The 19,185-nt window shown below is 66.3% G+C and carries 19 protein-coding genes; 13 read left to right on the forward strand and 6 right to left on the reverse strand.

The features are described 5' to 3' along the window. Window positions 1-22 precede the first annotated feature (22 nt). From A9976_RS21140 to fba, 3 genes are all read left to right on the forward strand, one after another. Window positions 23-721, forward strand: a complete 699-nt coding sequence (locus A9976_RS21140) for a response regulator transcription factor (RefSeq protein WP_183020638.1) — start codon at window positions 23-25, stop codon at window positions 719-721. Next, on the forward strand, window positions 718-2,088 hold the full coding sequence (locus A9976_RS21145) for a sensor histidine kinase (protein WP_183020639.1): 1,371 nt from the start codon (window positions 718-720) through the stop codon (window positions 2,086-2,088). Before A9976_RS21140 ends, A9976_RS21145 begins: the two co-directional genes overlap by 4 nt. A gap of 129 nt (window positions 2,089-2,217) precedes the next feature. Continuing rightward, window positions 2,218-3,282, forward strand: a complete 1,065-nt coding sequence (gene fba, locus A9976_RS21150) for a class II fructose-bisphosphate aldolase (protein ID WP_183020640.1) — start codon at window positions 2,218-2,220, stop codon at window positions 3,280-3,282. A 57-nt stretch (window positions 3,283-3,339) separates the two neighbouring features. Here the strand turns inward: fba and A9976_RS21155 are convergent, their stop codons facing one another. Then, entirely contained in the window at window positions 3,340-4,176 is an 837-nt protein-coding gene (locus A9976_RS21155) for a sulfite exporter TauE/SafE family protein (protein ID WP_183020641.1), read from the reverse strand. A gap of 132 nt (window positions 4,177-4,308) precedes the next feature. Then, window positions 4,309-5,094 carry a nucleotidyltransferase family protein gene (locus A9976_RS21160; RefSeq protein ID WP_183020642.1) on the reverse strand — a complete coding sequence of 262 codons (786 nt, stop codon included), beginning with the start codon at window positions 5,092-5,094 and terminating at the stop codon, window positions 4,309-4,311. A 117-nt stretch (window positions 5,095-5,211) separates the two neighbouring features. On the opposite strand from A9976_RS21160, the gene tkt reads away from it, so the two are divergent. From tkt to A9976_RS21195, 7 genes are all read left to right on the forward strand, one after another. Continuing rightward, window positions 5,212-7,248 carry a transketolase gene (gene tkt / locus A9976_RS21165; RefSeq protein WP_183020643.1) on the forward strand — a complete coding sequence of 679 codons (2,037 nt, stop codon included), beginning with the start codon at window positions 5,212-5,214 and terminating at the stop codon, window positions 7,246-7,248. A 55-nt stretch (window positions 7,249-7,303) separates the two neighbouring features. Then, window positions 7,304-7,765 carry a hypothetical protein gene (locus tag A9976_RS21170; protein ID WP_183020644.1) on the forward strand — a complete coding sequence of 154 codons (462 nt, stop codon included), beginning with the start codon at window positions 7,304-7,306 and terminating at the stop codon, window positions 7,763-7,765. A 92-nt stretch (window positions 7,766-7,857) separates the two neighbouring features. Beyond that, a complete protein-coding gene (locus A9976_RS21175; protein ID WP_183020645.1) occupies window positions 7,858-8,310 on the forward strand; it encodes a hypothetical protein in 453 nt (150 codons plus the stop codon). Window positions 8,311-8,323: 13 nt separating this feature from the next. After that, window positions 8,324-9,118 carry a hypothetical protein gene (locus A9976_RS21180; RefSeq protein WP_183020646.1) on the forward strand — a complete coding sequence of 265 codons (795 nt, stop codon included), beginning with the start codon at window positions 8,324-8,326 and terminating at the stop codon, window positions 9,116-9,118. A 40-nt stretch (window positions 9,119-9,158) separates the two neighbouring features. Beyond that, entirely contained in the window at window positions 9,159-10,160 is a 1,002-nt protein-coding gene (gene gap / locus A9976_RS21185; RefSeq protein ID WP_047326356.1) for a type I glyceraldehyde-3-phosphate dehydrogenase, read from the forward strand. 126 nt (window positions 10,161-10,286) lie between these two features. Continuing rightward, a complete protein-coding gene (locus tag A9976_RS21190; protein WP_183020647.1) occupies window positions 10,287-10,520 on the forward strand; it encodes a hypothetical protein in 234 nt (77 codons plus the stop codon). Between the two features lie 70 nt (window positions 10,521-10,590). Then, window positions 10,591-10,950: a tRNA-binding protein gene (locus tag A9976_RS21195; protein ID WP_183020648.1), complete on the forward strand. Its 360-nt coding sequence runs from the start codon at window positions 10,591-10,593 to the stop codon at window positions 10,948-10,950. Between the two features lie 12 nt (window positions 10,951-10,962). On the opposite strand, the gene A9976_RS21200 is transcribed toward A9976_RS21195, so the two are convergent. From A9976_RS21200 to A9976_RS21210, 3 genes are all read right to left on the reverse strand, one after another. Continuing rightward, window positions 10,963-11,937, reverse strand: a complete 975-nt coding sequence (locus tag A9976_RS21200) for a tripartite tricarboxylate transporter substrate binding protein (RefSeq protein WP_183020649.1) — start codon at window positions 11,935-11,937, stop codon at window positions 10,963-10,965. Continuing rightward, the gene (locus tag A9976_RS21205) at window positions 11,934-13,187 is read right to left on the reverse strand and encodes an amidohydrolase (RefSeq protein WP_183020650.1); all 1,254 of its coding nucleotides are present in this window, start codon (window positions 13,185-13,187) and stop codon (window positions 11,934-11,936) included. The genes A9976_RS21200 and A9976_RS21205 overlap by 4 nt, the downstream gene beginning before the upstream one ends. A 133-nt stretch (window positions 13,188-13,320) precedes the next feature. Then, window positions 13,321-14,214: a LysR family transcriptional regulator gene (locus A9976_RS21210; protein WP_183020651.1), complete on the reverse strand. Its 894-nt coding sequence runs from the start codon at window positions 14,212-14,214 to the stop codon at window positions 13,321-13,323. A 141-nt stretch (window positions 14,215-14,355) separates the two neighbouring features. On the opposite strand from A9976_RS21210, the gene dkgB reads away from it, so the two are divergent. After that, window positions 14,356-15,177: a 2,5-didehydrogluconate reductase DkgB gene (gene dkgB, locus A9976_RS21215; RefSeq protein ID WP_183020652.1), complete on the forward strand. Its 822-nt coding sequence runs from the start codon at window positions 14,356-14,358 to the stop codon at window positions 15,175-15,177. A gap of 156 nt (window positions 15,178-15,333) precedes the next feature. Next, on the forward strand, window positions 15,334-17,013 hold the full coding sequence (locus A9976_RS21220) for a long-chain-fatty-acid--CoA ligase (protein WP_183020653.1): 1,680 nt from the start codon (window positions 15,334-15,336) through the stop codon (window positions 17,011-17,013). Window positions 17,014-17,081: 68 nt separating this feature from the next. Here A9976_RS21220 and A9976_RS21225 read toward each other — a convergent pair whose 3' ends face one another. Then, window positions 17,082-18,527, reverse strand: coding sequence for an L-lactate permease (locus A9976_RS21225; RefSeq protein WP_183020654.1), 1,446 nt, complete (start codon window positions 18,525-18,527; stop codon window positions 17,082-17,084). A gap of 143 nt (window positions 18,528-18,670) precedes the next feature. Here A9976_RS21225 and A9976_RS21230 point away from each other — a divergent pair, with 143 nt between their 5' ends. Beyond that, window positions 18,671-19,162, forward strand: a complete 492-nt coding sequence (locus A9976_RS21230; RefSeq protein WP_016449824.1) for an Lrp/AsnC family transcriptional regulator — start codon at window positions 18,671-18,673, stop codon at window positions 19,160-19,162. The last annotated feature ends 23 nt before the right edge of the window (window positions 19,163-19,185 follow it).

Raw genomic sequence — 19,185 nt, forward strand, 5'->3', positions numbered from 1 at the left:
GCGGTCATTGCACAATGCGCGCATGCGAATACTGGTCGTCGAAGACAACGCGGGCATTGCCGCAGGCCTGCAGGCCAATCTGCAACAGCGCCGCTACGCGGTCGATGTGTGCACCACCGTGGCCGAGGCCTGGCATGCGCTGGAGATGGAGCGCTTCGATGCCGTGCTGCTGGACCTGGGCCTGCCCGATGGCGACGGCAGCGAAATCCTGCGCCGTCTGCGCGGCCCGCGCCGCCCGGGTGGCGACAGCCAGGCCCTGCCGGACCCCAACACGCCCGTGCTCATCCTGACCGCGCGCGACCAGGTGCGCGAGCGCATCGCCGGGCTGGACCTGGGTGCCGACGACTACCTGGTCAAGCCCTTCGACATCGACGAGCTGGAGGCGCGGCTGCGCGCCATGCTGCGCCGCGCAGGCGGGCAGGCGGCACCCGTGATCCGCCATGGCGAGCTGGAGGTCGATCCGGCCGCGCGCACCGTGCGCCGCGAAGGCCGGCTGGTGGAGATGTCGCCGCGCGAGTTCTCCGTGCTCTGGGTGCTGCTGCAGGCGCGCGGGCGCGTGCTCTCGCGCCTGCAGATCGAAGAGCATCTCTACAGCTGGGGCACGGCCGTGGAAAGCAATGCCGTCGAAGTCCACATCCACCACCTGCGCAAGAAGCTGGGCAATGCCAGCATCGTCACCATGCGCGGCGTGGGCTACTTCATGCCCGTGGAGAACACATGAGCACCGCGCCGGACCGCCGCCCCTCGCTGATCTGGCATCTGATGGCCTGGATGCTGGGCGCGCTGGTCGTCGTCTGGGCCAGCTTCGTGGCGCTGGGCTACCAGACCGGCGTGCATGAGGCCGACGAGCTCACCGACGGCCATCTGGCCGGCGTCGCTGCGCTGGTGCTCAACCTGCATGTGGAAGGTGCCGTGGACCACGGCGAGGCCACGCCCGTGCACGAGCCGCCGGGCCTCATGGCCCACGACTACCAGCAGTCGCTGGGCGTGGCCCTGTGGGATGGCACGGGCCGGCTGATCTCGCGCACCGGAGATGCGCCCGAGCCCTCCTTCGACACCGAGCAGGGCTTTGCCACCCTGCGCCTGGGCCCGGAGCGCCGCGCCTGGCGCAGCTTCACCCAGTGGAGCCGCGACCGTGCGCGCAAGGTCAGCGTGATGATCGAACTGCAGGAGCGCGACGAACTGGCCGACGACATTGCGGGCCAGATGGTCGAGCCCGGCCTGTGGCTGCTGCCCGTGGTGGCGCTGGCGCTGGGGCTGGCGATTCGCCGGGGCATGCGGCCGCTCAACGAACTCTCGCGCGAGGTGGAGCGCCTGGACCTGGCCCAGGCCGAGCGCGTCTCGCACCGCCACGCGCTGCGGGAATTCATGCCCGTGGTCAATTCCATCAACACCTTGCTGGACCGCCAGCAGGAGGCGCTGGAGCGCGAGCGCAGCCTGGCCAACGAAGTGGCCCATGAACTGCGCACGCCGCTGGCCTCCATCGCCTTGCAGGCGCGGGCCCTGGGCGATGCGCCGGCCGGCGCCATGGACGCCCCGGCCCAACGCCAGGCGCTGGCGCAGATAGGCCGGGACGCGCTGCATGCCGGCCATGTGCTCAGCCAGCTGCTGGCACTGGCTCGCGCAGGCCGCGCCATGCTGGCCGAGCCGCCCGTGCCCGTGGACCTGGCCGCGCTGGCCCGGCAGGTGGTGGCCGCCCATGCGCAGGCGGCCTGGCAGCGCGACTGCAGCCTGTCCGTGCAGGCGCCTGACGCACTGGGGGTGATGGGCAATGCCGTGCTGCTGGAGCTGGCGCTGCGCAATCTGGTGGAAAACGCCCTCAAGCACACGCCGCACGGCACGCAGATCGAAGTCCAGGCCGGGCAGGGGCCGGATGGCGAGGTTTGGCTGCAGGTCTGCGACGATGGCCGACGCGACGGCGCCGAGCGCGCTGCGGCGCCCGTGGACAGCCTGCACCTGGGCCACGAGATCGTGGCGCGCGTGCTGCGTGCCCACCAGGGAAGCTTTGGCGAGGCCGCGCCGCCCGAAGGCTTCACGACCTGCTACCGCATGGGAATGCCCGGGACAGGGTTGGCGGCAGCTGGTTAAAATCGCCAGTTACCAAGCGGTTACTGCCGCGATCCCCCGGCCGTGGCCCCGCAGCGCACCCATGACGCAGCGGCGGCTGCCATGCGGCAGGGGCATCCCCCTCTCAACAACTTGATACGGACCCTACACATGCCTCTCGTTTCGATGCGCGAACTGCTGGACCACGCTGCCGAAAACGGCTACGGTCTTCCCGCCTTCAACGTCAACAACCTGGAGCAGGTGCAAGCCGTGATGTCGGCCGCCGACGAAGTGGGCGCGCCCGTCATCCTGCAGGCCAGCGCAGGCGCCCGCAAGTACGCCGGCGAGCCCTTCATCAAGCACCTGATCCAGGCCGCTGCCGAGCAGTATCCCCACATCCCCCTGGTGATGCACCAGGACCACGGCACCTCGCCCGCCATCTGCCAGGGCGCGCTGAACCTGGGCTTCGGCTCGGTGATGATGGACGGCTCGCTGATGGAAGACGGCAAGACGCCTTCCTCCTTCGAGTACAACGTGGACGTGACCCGCAAGGTCGTGGAAATGGCCCACAGGCTGGGCGCCACCGTCGAAGGTGAACTCGGCTGCCTGGGCTCGCTGGAAACCGGCATGGCCGGCGAGGAAGACGGCGTGGGCGCCGAAGGCGTGCTCGACCACTCGGCCCTGCTGACCGACCCCGAGGAAGCGGCCCAGTTCGTCAAGGCCACGCAGCTGGACGCGCTGGCCATTGCCATCGGCACCAGCCACGGCGCCTACAAGTTCACGCGCAAGCCCACGGGCGACATCCTGTCCATCCAGCGCGTCAAGGAAATCCACGCCCGCCTGCCCAACACCCACCTGGTCATGCACGGCTCCTCCTCCGTGCCCCAGGAACTGCTGGAAATCATCCGCCAGTACGGCGGCGCCATGAAGGAAACCTACGGCGTGCCCGTCGAGGAAATCCAGGAAGCCATCAAGCACGGCGTGCGCAAGATCAACATCGACACCGACATCCGCCTGGCGATGACCGGCGCCGTGCGCAAGTTCCTGGCCGAGAACCCCGAGAAGTTCGATGCCCGCGAATGGCTCAAGCCCGCCCGCGAAGCCGCCAAGCAGATCTGCAAGGCCCGCTACATCGAGTTCGGCTGCGAAGGCCAGGGCGCCAAGATCAAGGGCTACACGCTGGAGCAGATGGCCGCCAGGTACGCTGCCGGTTCGCTGCAGCAGGTCGTGAACTGATCGGTTCCTTCCCCTTCAAAAAAAAGCCCGCCGGTCCGCCCGGCGGGCTTTTTGTTTTTAGCGCGGCGCCGGGGCCGCAGCCTGGGACCGCTGGGGCACGGCCATGGCCATCTCGTCATCGGGCTCCACGGGCTGGGGGTGGCTGGCGTTCCAGCCCGACACCAGCAGGCTGGTGCCCGACAGCACCAGCAGCAGGCAGACCATCCATTCCACCAGCCGCTTGGGCAGGGCGGGCGGATGGCGCATGTGCAGCCAGGTCACCACCGTCACCACGGGAAAGGCCAGGGCCGCCGCCAGCAGCACGCTGGCGGTGATCTCGCCCTCCCAGGCCACCATCACCAGGCGCAGCAGCGCGCAGGTGAGGAACATGGCAAACAGGCACTGGCGCACCACCAGGCGGTCCAGCGGCTGGCGATACAGGTGGTAGACCATGGGCGGGCCCGGCGTGGCAAACAGTCCGCCCAGCACTCCCGATGCCACACCGGCCACCCACAGCGACACCGGCCCAGACACCTGCGCGTTGACCTGCTTTTGCAGCAACAGCAACAGCGCGCATGCCACGATGGCCAGGCCCAGCAGCATGCGCAGCCCGCTCAGCGCATTGCCGCTGAGCCACTGCAGCAGCAGCACGCCGCCGATCACGCCGATGACGCTGCTGATCAGCATGGGCTTGAGCAGCGTCCACTGCGGCACCTGGCGGTGGGCGCGCAGGTAGGCCACGCCATTGACCACGGACAGCAGGCAGGCCACGTTGGCCGCATCGCCAATGCCCATCAGGTGCGTGGCACCGGCCACGCCCACGAAGATCAGCCCGAAGGCAAAGCCCGTCAGGTTCTGGCAAAACGTGGCCAGGCCCACCAGGGCCAGGAACATCACATACTGGATCACACTCATCGAAAGGCTTTCTGGCGCGCCGCTGCGCCGAACCGGCGACGCTATCACGAAGCGCCCGCCGCTGCCTGCAGGCTCAGGGGGCAGGGCGCCCAGCTGCCGATCGCCAGGCCGCACTCACCGACGCGCGGTGCATCAGCCCGGCGCGTTGAGGCGCTCCAGCCGCTCGGGCGTGCCCACGTCGGTCCAGCGGCCCGTGTACAGGCTGGCCCCCACCTGGCCGGCCGCCATGGCGCGGCGCAGCAGCAATACCAGCGGCACGCGCCATCCCTCGGGGTTGCCGGGCGGGATGTCGCACCAGGGCGCGGCAAACAGCTCGGCGCGCAGCAGCGCAATGGTGCCGTAGGTCTGGCGCGGGCGGGCATCGCCCTCGGGCCAGTCGCAGGCCAGTCCCAGTTCGTCCACGCCGAAGTCGCCACGCCGATGGTGCTCGGGGTTGGGCACCAGCCACAGATGGGCCAGGCGGCCGCTGGCCGCGAATTCCCGGGCGGCCTCGAACGGAAAATCGAAGTCCGGCGCATACACATCGCCAGCTGCCAGCCAGAACACCGTGTCCAGCAGCGGCAGCGCGCGCGCAATGCCGCCGGCGGTCTCCAGCGCCTGCTCGGGCTCGGGCGAATAGGCCAGTTGCAGCGGCTCGCCACCGTTGTCAGGCACGAATTGGGGGCCGAATCGCGCCGGAATCTGCGCGCCCAGCCAGCCCGTGTTGACCACCGCGCGGCGCACGCCCGCCCGTGCCAGCGCCTGCATGTGGTGCTGCAGCAGCGGCTGGCCCTGCACCTGCAGCAGGGGCTTGGGGGTGGTGTCGGTCAGCGGCCGCATGCGCTCGCCACGGCCTGCGGCCAGCAGCATGGCAGGCGGCTGCTCGGTGAGGAAAATCGCCTTGGCGGCGGGGAACGGCGGGATGGGCTGGGCGGTCATGGAGGGCAACTGTAGACCATTGCCAGCGGCCATTGCCCCGCGCGCGGGAGCCGAAAACCCGCGTCCTTTAAAATAGTCGGCTTACTCTGATTACCCCCTCCTTCACGGAGCGCCCTGATGGCCAACACTCAACAAATGGCGAATGCGATCCGCGCACTCGCAATGGATGCCGTTCAACAAGCCAACTCCGGCCACCCCGGCGCCCCCATGGGCATGGCCGATATGGCCGTGGCACTGTGGAGCCGTCACCTCAAGCACAACCCCGTCAACCCGCAATGGGCTGACCGTGACCGATTCATCTTGTCCAACGGTCACGGCTCCATGCTGATCTACGCGCTGTTGCACCTCACGGGCTACGCGCTGCCGATCGACGAACTCAAGAACTTCCGCCAGCTGCACAGCAAGACGGCCGGCCACCCCGAAGTGGGCATCACCCCGGGCGTGGAAACCACCACCGGCCCGCTGGGCCAGGGCATCACCAATGCCGTGGGCTTCGCGCTGGCCGAAAAGCTGCTGGCTGCCGAATTCAACCGTCCCGGCCACGCCATCGTCGACCACCACACCTACGTGTTCCTGGGTGACGGCTGCCTGATGGAAGGCATCAGCCACGAGGCCGCGGCCCTGGCCGGCGCCTGGAAGCTGGGCAAGCTGGTGGCGCTGTACGACGACAACGGCATCTCCATCGACGGCAAGGTCGCCCCCTGGTTCATCGACAACACGCCCGCACGCTTCGAGGCCTATGGCTGGAACGTGGTGCGCGACGTGGACGGCCACAACGTCCAGGCCCTCGATGCCGCCATCGCCGCTGCCAAGAAGAACAGCTCCAAGCCCACGCTGATCTGCTGCAAGACCAGCATCGGCAAGGGCTCGCCCAACCGCCAGGACACGGCCAAGGCCCACGGCGAGCCCCTGGGCGCCGAGGAAATCGCGCTGACCCGCGCGGCCCTGGGCTGGGAGCACGGCCCCTTCGACATCCCCGCCAGCGTCTACGGCGACTGGGATGCCAAGGCCGCCGGCGCCAAGGCCGAAGCGGCCTGGAACAAGAAGTTCGCCGCCTACGCCAAGGCCTTCCCCGAACTGGCTGCCGACTTCACGCGCCGCATGGCCGGCGACCTGCCTGCCAACTTCGGCGAGATCGCCGCGCAGATCGCCTCCGACGCGCATGACGCAGGCGCCACCGTGGCCAGCCGCAAGGCCAGCCAGCTGGCCCTGGAGGGCCTGACCGCCGCCCTGCCCGAACTGCTGGGCGGCTCGGCCGACCTGACCGGCTCCAACCTGACCAACACCAAGAGCACGCCCTCGCTGCGCGTGGACGACAAGGGTGCCGTGGTCCTGACCGAAGACGGCAAGATCGGCCGCCACATCAACTACGGTGTGCGCGAGTTCGGCATGGCCGCCATCATGAACGGCATCGCCCTGCATGGCGGCTACATCCCCTACGCAGGCACCTTCCTGACCTTCAGCGACTACAGCCGCAACGCCATCCGCATGGCCGCGCTGATGAAGCAGCGCGTGGTCCACGTCTTCACGCACGACTCCATCGGCCTGGGCGAAGACGGCCCCACCCACCAGTCCATCGAGCACGCCGCCTCGCTGCGCCTGATCCCGGGCCTGGATGTCTGGCGTCCCGCAGATACCACGGAAACCGCCGTCGCCTGGACCGTGGCCCTGAGCCAGAAGAACAAGCCCACGGCCCTGCTGCTGTCGCGCCAGAACCTGGCCTACGCGGCCAAGACCGAAGACGCGCTGGACGACATCGCCTGCGGTGCCTACGTGCTGTCCGAGCCCAAGGCCGTCGGCCTGAACAAGAAGGCCCAGGCCGTGATCATCGCCACCGGCTCCGAAGTGCAGCTGGCACTGGCCGCCCAGAAGCTGCTGGCCGAGCGCAAGATTGCCGTGCGCGTGGTCTCCATGCCCAGCACGACCACCTTCGACAAGCAGGACGCCAAGTACAAGAGCCAGGTGCTGCCGGCCAACCTGCCGCGCATCGCCGTGGAAATGGGCGTGACCGACTTCTGGTGGAAGTACGGCTGCGCCGCCGTCGTCGGCATCGACACCTACGGCGAATCGGCCCCCGCGCCCGTGCTGTTCAAGCACTTCGGCTTCACGGCCGAGAACGTGGCCGATACCGTGCAGGTTGCGCTCAAGCGTTAAGTCGACAGCCCGCCTCTTCGTAACCAGTGCAATGCAGCCACCACGGACGAGCGAAATGGAAGACAGAAAAACCATCAAGGTGATACGTCTCGTTTTGCTCGGCCTGGTGGCTGCATTTTTACTGTTCTGGGGTTTCGTCTGGTCTACTTTTGATGTGAGCGGTGTTGGTCGATATTCGATTGCTTTACGCGTTGGAGCGCCCGCACATCTTCGAGCTGTTGAACTCGTGGCGGAATGCAGAGATCCCAAGTACCGGTGGAAAGGCCGTGATGGTGCGGGTGCCCCATTCAGCTCGGTGTCTTATGGAAGTGGAGTGCCGGCAAGCGGGATTTTTGATAAATACGGAGCAATTTTTAAAGATAAATCCTGTGAGGCGGCTTCTGCAGAAATTTTGCATCAAGCAGGGGCGGGGTTAAGCATGAATTGCGATAACAAGGAATTTTTATCGGTTAGAGTTTCCGTGGCTGAGGGTGATGGATGCCGGGATGTCACGGTTGATTTTCTGGGCAATGGTTGATATCGGCGTGTTGGTTCTTTGAGTATTATGAGAAGAACTGATGTCTTTTTTATAATTGACTCTGATTAACTGAATATTCGCTGGCTCGCGGCATGACAAAAAATACCAAGACCCTCAGGATCATTGCATGGTTTCTAGGAAGCTTGGTGCTGCTGGTCGCTGCAGTTATATTGTTGGGTGGCGTGCTGTTTGAGGCACGTAACGTAAAAAAAGGCTCATTGTTGTATCGTCTGGGTGCGCCTGAGTATCTTCAGTCTGTACCGATCATAGAAGAGTGTAGGGCTCCTATATATAAATGGAGGGGGCGTGATGGAGGGAGTAATCCCTACACTTCGCTGACATACGGAAGTCGGGATAAATTCGATGGGTTGCTGAAGTCATATCAAAATTTCTTCAAAAAAATGGCTTGTACAGCAAAACCATCCATCTATGCCAGTCATTTGGAATTAGAGTGTTCCAATGCTGATTTCATCTCGGTCAGTATTTCTGCCTCGGGTGTTGATGGGTGCCAGGGAATTACAATCGATTTTGTAGAGAATTACTGATGCAAAGGCTTCTATGAGCGAACGCGAAGACATCATTGATGGAAGCCAGGCAATCACCGCTAAAAGCGGATTGGTCTACACCTGTAACCTGGGATGGCTGGATTTGGGGCACATGGATCCCAAGTCAACACGCGCGCATACTGGAGCATCTGCTCTTTGGGAAGAAATCAATGCAGGTGGTCCCGATGCACGCCAGATGTTGATGGGTTCCCGCGGCCCCGTGACAAGGGACCGGACAATTTCCAATGCCGTTGCCGCGATCAAGTTCCCGGATGGTGCCACGGGCTTCAAGCTGACCTATAACCAAGATATGGGCAGACGTGTGCTTGGTAAGATAATCTTTACGGGTGTTACTCGGAATTATATCGTGCGGCACAACTTGACGCTTGAAGAGAAGAAGTCAGTTGCGCTGGCGATTTTTATGGAGGTTACTCTGCAGTTTGAGAATTACCAGGATTATTTCCCTAAATTCATTACCAATAGTGGATTTAGTCAGGAAGATCTGGTTTCTAACTTGATTGGTTTCCATATTGCTACAGGCAACGTCTCCAAAGCCCAAGTCCTTTCCATGGCAAAGCCTGTTGCCAAGAGCACGGCTCTGGCCATATGGGATCGAAATGGATCAGTGGGGTCCAATAAGAATCGTGGTTTCAAGCCCATGCTGAGCCCTGATACTACGGCGATCACCGATGCAGCATGTATCAATGAATGCGGCGGCGTCATACCGCGTATACCCGATTTTCTAGAAAGCGTTATTCCTGCCAAGAAGGGTCATCTTTTCATGAATGGCCCCATGGTCAGCGCCTGAATTTTTCAACTTCGCAATCTCCAAACCTGAGGATATTTCCATGGCAATCAAAATTGGTATCAACGGCTTCGGCCGCATCGGCCGCATGGTGTTCCGCGCTGCCGTGCAGAACTTCAGCGACATCGAAGTCGTGGGCATCAACGACCTGCTCGAGCCCGACTACCTGGCCTACATGCTCAAGTACGACAGCGTGCACGGCCGCTTCAAGGGCGAGGTCTCGGTGGAGGGCTCCAACCTGATCGTCAACGGCAAGACCATCCGCCTGACGCAGGAGCGCGACCCCGCCAACCTGAAGTGGAACGAAGTCGGCGCCGACATCGTGATCGAAGCCACCGGCCTGTTCTTGACCGACGAGACCGCACGCAAGCACCTGGCTGCCGGCGCCAAGAAGGTCATCATGTCCGCGCCTTCCAAGGACAGCACCCCGATGTTCGTCTTCGGCGTGAACTGCAAGACCTACGCCGGCCAGGACGTGATCTCCAACGCCTCCTGCACCACCAACTGCCTGGCTCCCGTGGCCAAGGTGCTCAACGACAAGTGGGGCATCAAGCGCGGCCTGATGACCACCGTGCACGCTGCCACCGCCACGCAAAAGACCGTGGACGGCCCCAGCAACAAGGACTGGCGCGGCGGCCGCGGCATCCTGGAAAACATCATTCCCTCCAGCACGGGCGCAGCCAAGGCCGTGGGCGTGGTGATTCCCGAACTCAACAAGAAGCTGACCGGCATGTCCTTCCGCGTGCCCACCTCCGACGTGTCGGTGGTGGACCTGACGGTGGAGCTGAACAGCGAAGCCAGCTACGAAGAGATCTGCGCCGAAATGAAGGCCCAGTCGCAAGGCGCGCTCAAGGGCGTGCTGGGCTACACCGAAGACAAGGTCGTGGCCACGGACTTCCGCGGCGAGTCCTGCACCTCGGTGTTCGATGCCGAAGCCGGCATCGCCCTGGACAAGACCTTCGTGAAGGTCGTGTCCTGGTACGACAACGAGTGGGGCTACTCGAACAAGTGCCTGGAAATGGTGCGCGTGGTCGCCGCCAAGTAATCCTGGCGCGAACCGCTGCGGGGCCTGTCGAGGGCCCCGCACCAGGCCGGCATCGGACGCGATGCCGGCCTTTTTCATGGAAGCTGCGACACTGGCGGCTTGTTCGTCACTTGTGATTCGACCGCCATGCAACCCGCCCTTTGCAGCGTCTGCAACAAGGACCCGACGCAGGAGCCCGGCCCGCTGCGCGGAGACTGGCTGTGCTTTGCCGACCATTGCGCCGAGCAGGCCGGCATGCTGTCCCATCCGCAGGGACTGGCCTATTTCTGCTCTGTGCATCTGCCGGCGGCGAAGGCCCTCGCGCATTTGCCGCAGCAGGAAGCGATGGCACGGCTGGCGCATGCCTGCGCGCGTTCGTGAGCCCGCCACTGTCCCGCACTGCAAGCGTTGCTCGACAAAGCCGGCACCGGCGGCGCGGCATCATGGCCGCATGACTACTTCATCCGCATTGCACGAGACCATTGGCTTTGACGATTTCCTCAAGGTGGAGCTGCGCGTGGGCCGCATCGTGGACGCCCGGGTGTTCAAGGAGGCGCGCCGCCCCGCCTATGTGCTGCAGGTCGATTTCGGCCCCGAACTGGGCCTGCGCAAGTCCAGCGCCCAGATCACGGCGCTGTACCGGCCCGAGGAACTGATAGGCCGCCAGGTGGTGGCCGTGCTGAACTTTCCCAGCAAGCAGATCGGTCCCATGCGCTCGGAATGCCTGGTCACTGGATTCCACAACGAGAACGGCGAGGTGGCGCTGTGCGTGCCCGACCGCGAGGTTCCGCTGGGCACCAAGCTGCTGTGACGGCCTGGGTGACTATTCGATGCGCACGTCGGCCGCCTTGACGATGCGCCCGGACGCTTCCCAGTCGTCCTTGAGCAGGCGCTGGAATTCGGCGGCCGGCAGGGTGGCGGCTTCCACGCCCACGCGGGCCAGGCGCTCCTGCACCACGGGCTCGGCCAGCACCTTGCGCACGGCGGCGTTGATGCGCTCCACTTCGGCGGGCGGCGTGCCGGCCGGTGCCAGCAGGCCCAGCCAGGAGTCGAAGGCATAGCCGGGTACGCCGGACTCGGCCACCGTGGGCAGATCGGGCAGGAAGCGCGAGCGTTGCTGGCCCGAATAGGCCAGCAGTTTGACGCGCGGGTCCTTCTGGAAGGCCAGCATGCCGATGGTGGCGCCCGTGACCAGCTGCACGCGGCCGGCCAGCAGCTCGGTGGTGGCATCGCCCGTGGATTTCATGGGGATGTGCTGCAGCTTGATGCCCGCCTGCGCGGCCAGCGAGGCCGAGGCCAGGTGCGAGGCGCTGCCATTGCCGGCCGACGCATAGTTGAGCTGGCCGGGCTGGGCCCTGGCGCGCTGCAGCAGCTCGCCCAGGGTCTGCACGCCCGAGGCGGCCGGCACGCCCACCACATAGCCCGTGCGGCCCAGGAAGGACACGCCCACGAAGTCCTTGAGCGGGTCATAGGGCAGCTTCGCGTACAGATGGCCGGCCAGGTTGTGGCTGGCCGCAGCCAGCACCAGGGTGTTGCCGTCCGGCGCGGACTTGGCCACCTGGGCCGTGCCCACGCTGCCACCCGCGCCCGCCCGGTTTTCCACCACCACGGTGGCGCCCAGGGCCTGGCCCAGTTCATTGCTGAAGGTGCGTGCCACCGTGTCCTGCGTGGCGCCCGCGCCGAAGGGCACGACGATGCGGATCACGCGCTCGGCGTGCACGGCCGGTGCCAGTCCCAGGGCCAGGGCTGCTGCCAGCAGAGCGCGGCGGGTGACGGGAGAGGGGTGAGGGGTTTTCATGGGGAAGTTTCCTGGGGGACGGCAAGCCACCGCTCCACCAGCCGCACGAAGTAGCTGGCGCCGATGGCGAGGATGTCGTCGTTGAAGTCGTAGGAGCGGTTGTGGATCAGGCAGGGGCCTTCGCCATGGCCGGGCAGTCGGTGATCGCCCTGGCCGTTGCCGATGAAGGCGTAGCAGCCGGGCCGCGCCTGCAGCATGTGGGCGAAGTCCTCGGCCGCCAGCACGCCGGTGAACTGCGTGTCCACGGCGTCGTCGCCCGCGATCTCGCGCATCACGGCGGCGGCGAAGGCGGACTCGGCCGCGTGGTTGACCAGGGGCGGCGAGGCGCGCCGGAAATGGATCTCGGCCCGGCAGCCGTGGGCCAGGGCCGTGTGTTCGGCCTGGCGGCGCAAGGCGGCTTCGAGGATGTCCAGCGCCGCCACGGAGAAGGTGCGCACCGTGCCGCCCACCCAGGCGCTGTCGGGAATCACGTTGGGCGCGTCCGAGCCCTGGATCTGCGTGACGGCCAGCAGCGCGCGTTCGCGTGAATCCACATGGCGCGCGACCAGGGTCTGCAGCTGCTGGGCCAGGTCAATGGTGGCGGCCACCGGATCGATGCCCGTGTGCGGCAGCGAGGCATGCGTGCCCTGGCCATGCAGCACGATGCGGAAGGTGTTGCTGGAGGCCATGAGCGCGCCCGGGTTGAGCGCGAAGCTGCCCACGCGGTCCAGCGCGAAGTTGTGCAGGGCGAAGACCGCATCGCAGGGAAAGCGCTGGAACAGGCCTTCGTCGATCATCCTGCGTGCGCCGGCCTTGCCCATCTCTTCGGCCGGCTGAAAGATCAGGTGCGCCGTGCCCGCGAAGTCACCTGTGCGTGCCAGGTGCCAGGCCGCCGCCAGCAGCATGGTGGTGTGGCCGTCATGGCCGCAGGCATGCATGCGGCCTGCGTGCTGAGAGCGGTGGGCGAACCGGTTTTCTTCTTCCAGCGGCAGCGCATCCAGGTCGGCGCGCAGGCCGATGGTGCGCATGCCGTGGCGTGCGTCTGCGTGCCTGCCGCGCACCACGCCGACCACGCCCGTGCCGGCCAGGCCGGTGTGCACTTCCACGCCCCAGGCGGCCAGGCGTTCGGCCACGATGGCCGAGGTGCGGTGTTCCTCGAAGCCCAGTTCGGGATGGGCATGCAGGTCGCGCCGCAGGGCCACGAAGGGCGCCATGTCGGCAAAGCTCTCGATCAGGTGGGGCAAGGCGGTCTCCGGCCGCAGCCGGCCCATGCCTGCTGCGGCGAATCCCGGATTCTGTAAAACCGCCAGCCCTGTTGCAACGAAGCAAAACGCATATGCATGCGCCCTGCATGCACAAGCCGAACGGGCCGATCAAGCCGTTCAGGCGGACGTCACAGGGCTCTCAGGACTGCGCCAGGCGCTGCGCGAGAAAGTCCAGGAAGGCCGTGATGCGCGCGGCCAGCGCCGTGTTGCGGTAGTAGACGGCGTGGATGGGCTGGCGCTGCTGCGCGGTCTCGCGCGCCAGCACCTGCACCAGGTCGCCCTGGGCACGGTCGCGCACGGTCATGAAGTCGGCCAGGCAGACCACGCCCTGGCCCGCCAGGGCCAGCTGGCGCATGGTCTCGCCGCTGGAGGCCGTGAGCTGGGGCGCGGCGTCCCAGCGGTCGCCGCCCTCGGGCGTGCGCAGCGGCCAGTGGTTCAGGCCGGGCACCTGGCTGTTGCCGATGCGCTGGTGGCGCGCCAGCTCGGCCACGCTGGACACGGGACCATGGGCCTGCAGGTAGGCAGGGCTGGCCAGCACGCGCAGCAGGCTGTGGCACAGCAGCCGCGCATGCAGCGTGGAGTCGCGCAGCTCGCCGATGCGGATGGCGATGTCGGTGCGCTGGGCCAGCAGGTCGATGTGCAGGTCATCGGTGTTCAGCTCCAGCGTGATCAGCGGATAGAGCGCGCGGAACTCGCCGACCAGGGGCACGATGGCATGCAGCATGAAGGGCGAGGCCGCGTTGACGCGCAGCAGCCCGGCAGGCGCCTGGCGCCGCGCGGCCAGCTCCTCCTCGGCCGCGTCCAGGGCCTGCAGCACCTCGCGCGCGCGGGCCAGGAAGCGCGCGCCTTCCTCGGTCAGCTCCAGGCTGCGCGTGGTGCGCCTCACCAGGGTGGTGGCCAGCTTCCTTTCCAGGCGCGACAGGCTGCGGCTGATGCCCGAGGTGGTCTGTCCCAACTGCTCGGCCGCCGCCGTGATGCTGCCGCAGTCGATCACGGCGCGAAAGGCCTGCAACTCGTCCAGGGTGGTTTTCATGGGGCGCCAGCTTGGCGCAATTGTTGCTCCAGCGTCAAATATTTTCTGCTGATACCAGGCTTTATCTGCAAGCGTTAACCCGCCAGACTGCAGTCTTCGGGGCGTGGTTCCGCGCCTTGTTTGCTTTTTTGAAAGACCTGCATGACATCGACTGCCTCTCTCGCTTCCGTGGTGCCCGCGTTCGGCCTGGGTACCTTCCGCCTCAAGGATGAGGTGGTGCGCCACTCCGTGGGCCAGGCCCTGGAGGTGGGCTACCGCGCCATCGACACCGCCCAGATCTACGGCAACGAGGCCGATGTGGGTGCCGCCATCGCCGCCAGCGCCGTGCCGCGCGATCAGCTCTTCCTCACCACCAAGATCTGGACCGAGAACCTGTCCGCCGACGCGCTGATCCCCAGCCTGGAGCGCAGCCTTGAAGCCCTGCGCACCGACCATGTGGAGCTGACGCTGATCCACTGGCCCTCGCGCAGCGTGCCGTTGGAGGACAGCCTGGGCGCCCTCATGCGCGCCAGGGAGCAGGGGCTGACGCGCCACATCGGCGTGTCCAACTTCAACATCGCGCTGCTGCAGCAGTCCGTCGCCGCCGTGGGCGCCGCGAACATCGCCACCAACCAGATCGAACTGAGCCCCTATCTGCAAAACCGTGCCGTCACCGACTTCGCACGCCAGCAGGGCATTCACACCACCTCGTACATGACGCTGGGCTACGGCAAGCTGCTGGCCGATCCCGTGCTGGCCGACATCGCCGCCGCCCACGGCGCCACGCCCGCCCAGGTGGCGCTGGCCTGGGCCATGGCCATGGGCTATGCCGTCATTCCCTCGTCCACCCAGCGCGCCCACCTGCAGGCCAACCTGGACAGCTGCCAGCTGGTGCTGGGCGCCGAAGACATGCAGCGCATCGCCGCGCTGGAACGCGGCGACCGCCAGGTCAGCCCTGACGGACTGGCTCCCGCCTGGGATTGAACGGGGCTGTGATCGGGGGCCTGCGCGGCCCGGCGAGCTTTGACCTGGAGCAACGCAATGGTGACCCTAGGGGTAGTACTAGGGTTATCACAGTATCGAACGACCGTGCTTTTTATGAGAATGCACGTTCAATCGAGAAACCAGGAGACGAGCAGCATGAGTGACCGCCCATGGCTGGGTGCCTATCCGGCAGGTGTGCCCGCCGACATCGATCCCTCCCAATACCCCTCGCTGGTGGCCCTGATGGAGGAGGCCTTCAGCCGCTACGCGGACCGCGTGGCCTATTCCTTCATGGGCAAGGAGCTGACCTACTCGCAGGTCGATGCGCAAAGCCGCGCCTTCGCCGCCTATCTGCAGAGCCTGGGCCTGGCCCGCGGTGACCGCGTGGCGCTGATGATGCCCAACATTCCCCAGTACCCCGTGGCCGTGGCCGCCGTGCTGCGTGCGGGCTTCGTCGTGGTCAACGTCAACCCGCTGTACACGGCGCGCGAGCTGGAGCACCAGCTCAAGGACTCGGGCGCCAAGGCCATCGTCATCATCGAGAACTTCGCCCACACGCTGCAGGCCTGCAAGGCCGCCACGCCCGTGCAGCACATGGTGTTGTGCACCATGGGCGACCAGCTGGGCATGCTCAAGGGCGCCATCGTCAACTACGTGGTGCGCAAGGTCAAGAAGCTGGTGCCGCCGTTCTCGCTGCCGGGGGCCGTGCGCTTCAACGATGCGCTGGCCAAGGGCATGCGCTCGCCCTTCCAGGCGCCGCAGCTGCAGGCCTCCGACATGGCCCTGCTGCAGTACACGGGCGGCACCACGGGCGTGAGCAAGGGCGCCGTGCTGCTGCACAGCAACATCATTGCCAACGTGCTGCAGTCCGAGGCCTGGAACCTGCCTGCCATGGGCAAGGTGCCTCAGGGCGAGCAGCCCACCAGCATCTGCGCGCTGCCGCTGTACCACATCTTCGCCTTCACGGTGAACATGATGCTGTCCATGCGCACGGGCGGAAAGACCATCCTGATCCCCAACCCGCGCGACCTCAAGGCCACGCTCAAGCAGCTGTCCACGCAGCGCTTTCACAGCTTCCCCGCCGTGAGCACGCTGTTCAACGGCCTGGCCAACCACCCGGACTTCAACACCGTGGACTGGTCGCACCTGAAGGTCTCGGTCGGCGGCGGCATGGCCGTGCAAAGCGCCGTGGCCCAGCTGTGGCTGCAAAAGACCGGCTGCCCCATCTGCGAGGGCTATGGCCTGTCGGAGACCAGCCCCACGGTCAGCTGCAACCCGGTCACCTCCACCGAGTTCTCGGGCACCATCGGCGTGCCCTTGCCCAGCACCTATCTCAAGCTGGTCGATGACGACGGCAACGACGTGACCGAACTGGGCGCGCGCGGCGAACTGGCCATCAAGGGCCCGCAGGTCATGGCCGCCTACTGGCAGCGCCCCGACGAAACCGCCAAGGTCTTCACCGCCGACGGATATTTCCGCACCGGCGACATCGGCACCATGGACGAGCGCGGCTACTTCAAGATCGTGGACCGCAAGAAGGACATGGTCCTGGTCAGCGGCTTCAACGTCTATCCCAATGAAGTGGAGGACGTGGTCTCCAACTGCCCCGGCGTGCTCGAATGCGCCGTGGTCGGCGTGCCCGACGAGAAGACCGGCGAGGCCGTCAAGCTGGTCATCGTGCGCAAGGACGACAGCCTCACCGAACAGGCCGTGCGCGACTTCTGCCACGACAACCTCACGGGCTACAAGCGGCCGCGCGTGATCGAGTTCCGCACCGAGCTGCCCAAGACCCCGGTCGGCAAGATCCTGCGCCGGGAGCTGCGCGACGGCAAGTAGCGCGGGCGGCTTGCCGTGTTTGCAAAGAGGCGCTGCGGCGCCTCTTTTCATTGGAAAGGAACACGTCTTCAGAACACGCCCAGACCCGCCAGGACCAGCGCCGCCAGCGCCACGGCCGCCGCATTGAGGCAGGCCAGCGCAAAGCCGAAGCGCACCAGCTCGCCTTCTTCCTGGGCATTGGTCCGTGCCAGGCCCAGCACCAGCATCACGATGGACAGGGAGCCCAGCGCCGCATGTCCGGTGGCGCTGTTGTGCACGGCGGCCAGCAGCAGGCGCGAGGACTCGGGCAGCAGGGCGATGGCGGGCATGAAGATCGCGTTGCCGCCCACGTTGGAGCCCGTCATGTAGCCGGCCAGTGCGCCGAAGGCCGCCACGATGGGCGCCAGGGCAGCGGGCGCCAGTTCGGCCAGCAGCTGCACCAAGCCGGACAGGAAGCCGGCCTTGACCATCATCTGGGACATGGCCAGGAAGAAGAAGATGGTCAGCAGCGGGCGTTTGGCGCGGGCGGTCAGCGCGCTGGCCAGGGGGATGCCGTTGCCGGCGCCGCGCACCAGCAGCAGGCCCAGCACCAGCGTCAGCGCCACACCGGGCGAGGCCAGCGGCTTCCAGGCCACCTGGGCACCCTGCACGATCCAGCGCTGGTCCCACTGCGTGCCCAGGGCCAGCAGCTTGAGCAGCACGATGGCAAGGGCCAGCGCCAGATACGGCCAGGCCTGTCGCGGCCAGCCGGGTGCCGCCTGGGCACGGCCGCGCATGCGCTGGGCACGCACCAGCATGCCCAGCGCCACCGCAAAGCCTGCGCCCACGCCCGCCACCTCGGGCCCCAGCCAGCGGCTGATGCCATGCAGCACGCCCACGAACAGCAGGCCGAAGCCGCCCAGCAGCAGCCAGGCCCGCGCCCCGCGCTCGCCGGCCAGATGCAGGGACAGGGCGCCCAGCACCAGGAACACCGGCGTGCTGGTCAGCGAGGACACAGCGGCCAGCGCGGCCGCGTCCACATGGGCCAGCGAGGCACCGATCACTGTGGCCAGGCCCAGCGTGCCCCAGGGCATGATGGCCATGCCCGCCAGCGCCATGCGCAGCGCGGCGCGCCGCTCGAACAGGCTCAGCAGCAGCGGCACGGTGGCGATCAGCGACACGCCAAAGCCCGTCATCGCCTCCAGCAGCGGCGCCAGGCCCAGCACGATGAAGACCACCTGATCGGCCGGCCCCAGGCCCAGGGAGCGCACCCACCGGCTCAGCGCCTGGTTCACGCCCATGCGTTCGATGAGGATCACGAAGCCCAGGCCCGGCACGATCACGAAGGCCGTGCTGAGGAACAGCACGCCCGTGTCGCGCGCTGCGGCCAGGGCGGCGCCGGAAGCGGCGGCGCCCGTCGCCATCCAGGCATCGACCAGCCACAGCAGGGCGACCAGCGCCGCCCCGGCCATGGCCGCCTGCACAGGCGGGCGGCGCAAAACCATGAGCATGGACATCACAAGAAACACGGGAGACAGGTGGAGCAGGGTGGCCATGGGATGGGCTTTCTCGGCAGGCAGGTCCGCATGCGTTGGATGCGGAAAACGACGAAATACTATTTCGCGGCACCTGTTTTTTGGTCTCTGAATTGGGGGTGTTTGCGAGAAAATTTCTCACCCTCCAAAAGTCCTTGCTTCCCATGACCAAGCACACCGCCCACCCTGCTCACCTGGCCGACCTGGACGGCTTCGACCGCGCCATCCTGGCCATCGTCCAGCGCGACAGCACGGTGCCGCTGCGCCTGCTGGCCGAGCAGGTCAACCTGTCCACGGCCGCCGTGCAGCGCCGCCTCAAGCGCATGCAGGCCGAAGGCGTGATCACGGGCCAGGCCGCCACCGTGGACCCCACGCGCGTGGGCCGGCCCATCACCATCATCGTGGAGGTCATGACCGAGCGCACCAGCATCGACGCGCTCAACGCCATGAAGTCGCACTTCGCCGTGCCCGAGGTCCAGCAGTGCTACTACGTCACGGGCGAGGTGGACTTCGTGCTCGTGCTCACCGTGGCCACCATGCAGGAGTACGAGGCCCTGGCGCGGCGCCTGTTCGCCGAGAACCCCAACGTCAAATGGTTCAAGACCATCGTGGCGCTGGACCGCGTGAAGGTGGGGCTGGAAATTCCCTGCGAGTGAAGGCCCTTTGGCGCCATCTTGAC

Origin of the sequence: Delftia sp. UME58, from assembly GCF_014170385.1 — a bacterium.
GTDB classification, from domain to species: domain Bacteria; phylum Pseudomonadota; class Gammaproteobacteria; order Burkholderiales; family Burkholderiaceae_C; genus Comamonas; species Comamonas acidovorans.

What these genes read in the sequence shown, in the direction of transcription:
- A9976_RS21145 (WP_183020639.1), top strand. Translation starts at nt 718, where the DNA reads ATGAGCACCGCGCCGGACCGCCGCCCCTCGCTGATCTGGCATCTGATG.
- A9976_RS21155 (WP_183020641.1), bottom strand. Translation starts at nt 4,176, where the DNA reads ATGAGTGTGATCCAGTATGTGATGTTCCTGGCCCTGGTGGGCCTGGCC.
- A9976_RS21170 (WP_183020644.1), top strand. Translation starts at nt 7,304, where the DNA reads ATGGAAGACAGAAAAACCATCAAGGTGATACGTCTCGTTTTGCTCGGC.
- A9976_RS21200 (WP_183020649.1), bottom strand. Translation starts at nt 11,937, where the DNA reads ATGAAAACCCCTCACCCCTCTCCCGTCACCCGCCGCGCTCTGCTGGCA.
- gap (WP_047326356.1), top strand. Translation starts at nt 9,159, where the DNA reads ATGGCAATCAAAATTGGTATCAACGGCTTCGGCCGCATCGGCCGCATG.
- A9976_RS21140 (WP_183020638.1), top strand. Translation starts at nt 23, where the DNA reads ATGCGAATACTGGTCGTCGAAGACAACGCGGGCATTGCCGCAGGCCTG.
- A9976_RS21205 (WP_183020650.1), bottom strand. Translation starts at nt 13,187, where the DNA reads ATGGGCCGGCTGCGGCCGGAGACCGCCTTGCCCCACCTGATCGAGAGC.
- tkt (WP_183020643.1), top strand. Translation starts at nt 5,212, where the DNA reads ATGGCCAACACTCAACAAATGGCGAATGCGATCCGCGCACTCGCAATG.
- A9976_RS21190 (WP_183020647.1), top strand. Translation starts at nt 10,287, where the DNA reads ATGCAACCCGCCCTTTGCAGCGTCTGCAACAAGGACCCGACGCAGGAG.
- A9976_RS21230 (WP_016449824.1), top strand. Translation starts at nt 18,671, where the DNA reads ATGACCAAGCACACCGCCCACCCTGCTCACCTGGCCGACCTGGACGGC.
- dkgB (WP_183020652.1), top strand. Translation starts at nt 14,356, where the DNA reads ATGACATCGACTGCCTCTCTCGCTTCCGTGGTGCCCGCGTTCGGCCTG.
- A9976_RS21175 (WP_183020645.1), top strand. Translation starts at nt 7,858, where the DNA reads ATGACAAAAAATACCAAGACCCTCAGGATCATTGCATGGTTTCTAGGA.
- A9976_RS21210 (WP_183020651.1), bottom strand. Translation starts at nt 14,214, where the DNA reads ATGAAAACCACCCTGGACGAGTTGCAGGCCTTTCGCGCCGTGATCGAC.
- A9976_RS21180 (WP_183020646.1), top strand. Translation starts at nt 8,324, where the DNA reads ATGAGCGAACGCGAAGACATCATTGATGGAAGCCAGGCAATCACCGCT.
- A9976_RS21195 (WP_183020648.1), top strand. Translation starts at nt 10,591, where the DNA reads ATGACTACTTCATCCGCATTGCACGAGACCATTGGCTTTGACGATTTC.
- A9976_RS21160 (WP_183020642.1), bottom strand. Translation starts at nt 5,094, where the DNA reads ATGACCGCCCAGCCCATCCCGCCGTTCCCCGCCGCCAAGGCGATTTTC.
- A9976_RS21225 (WP_183020654.1), bottom strand. Translation starts at nt 18,527, where the DNA reads ATGGCCACCCTGCTCCACCTGTCTCCCGTGTTTCTTGTGATGTCCATG.
- A9976_RS21220 (WP_183020653.1), top strand. Translation starts at nt 15,334, where the DNA reads ATGAGTGACCGCCCATGGCTGGGTGCCTATCCGGCAGGTGTGCCCGCC.
- fba (WP_183020640.1), top strand. Translation starts at nt 2,218, where the DNA reads ATGCCTCTCGTTTCGATGCGCGAACTGCTGGACCACGCTGCCGAAAAC.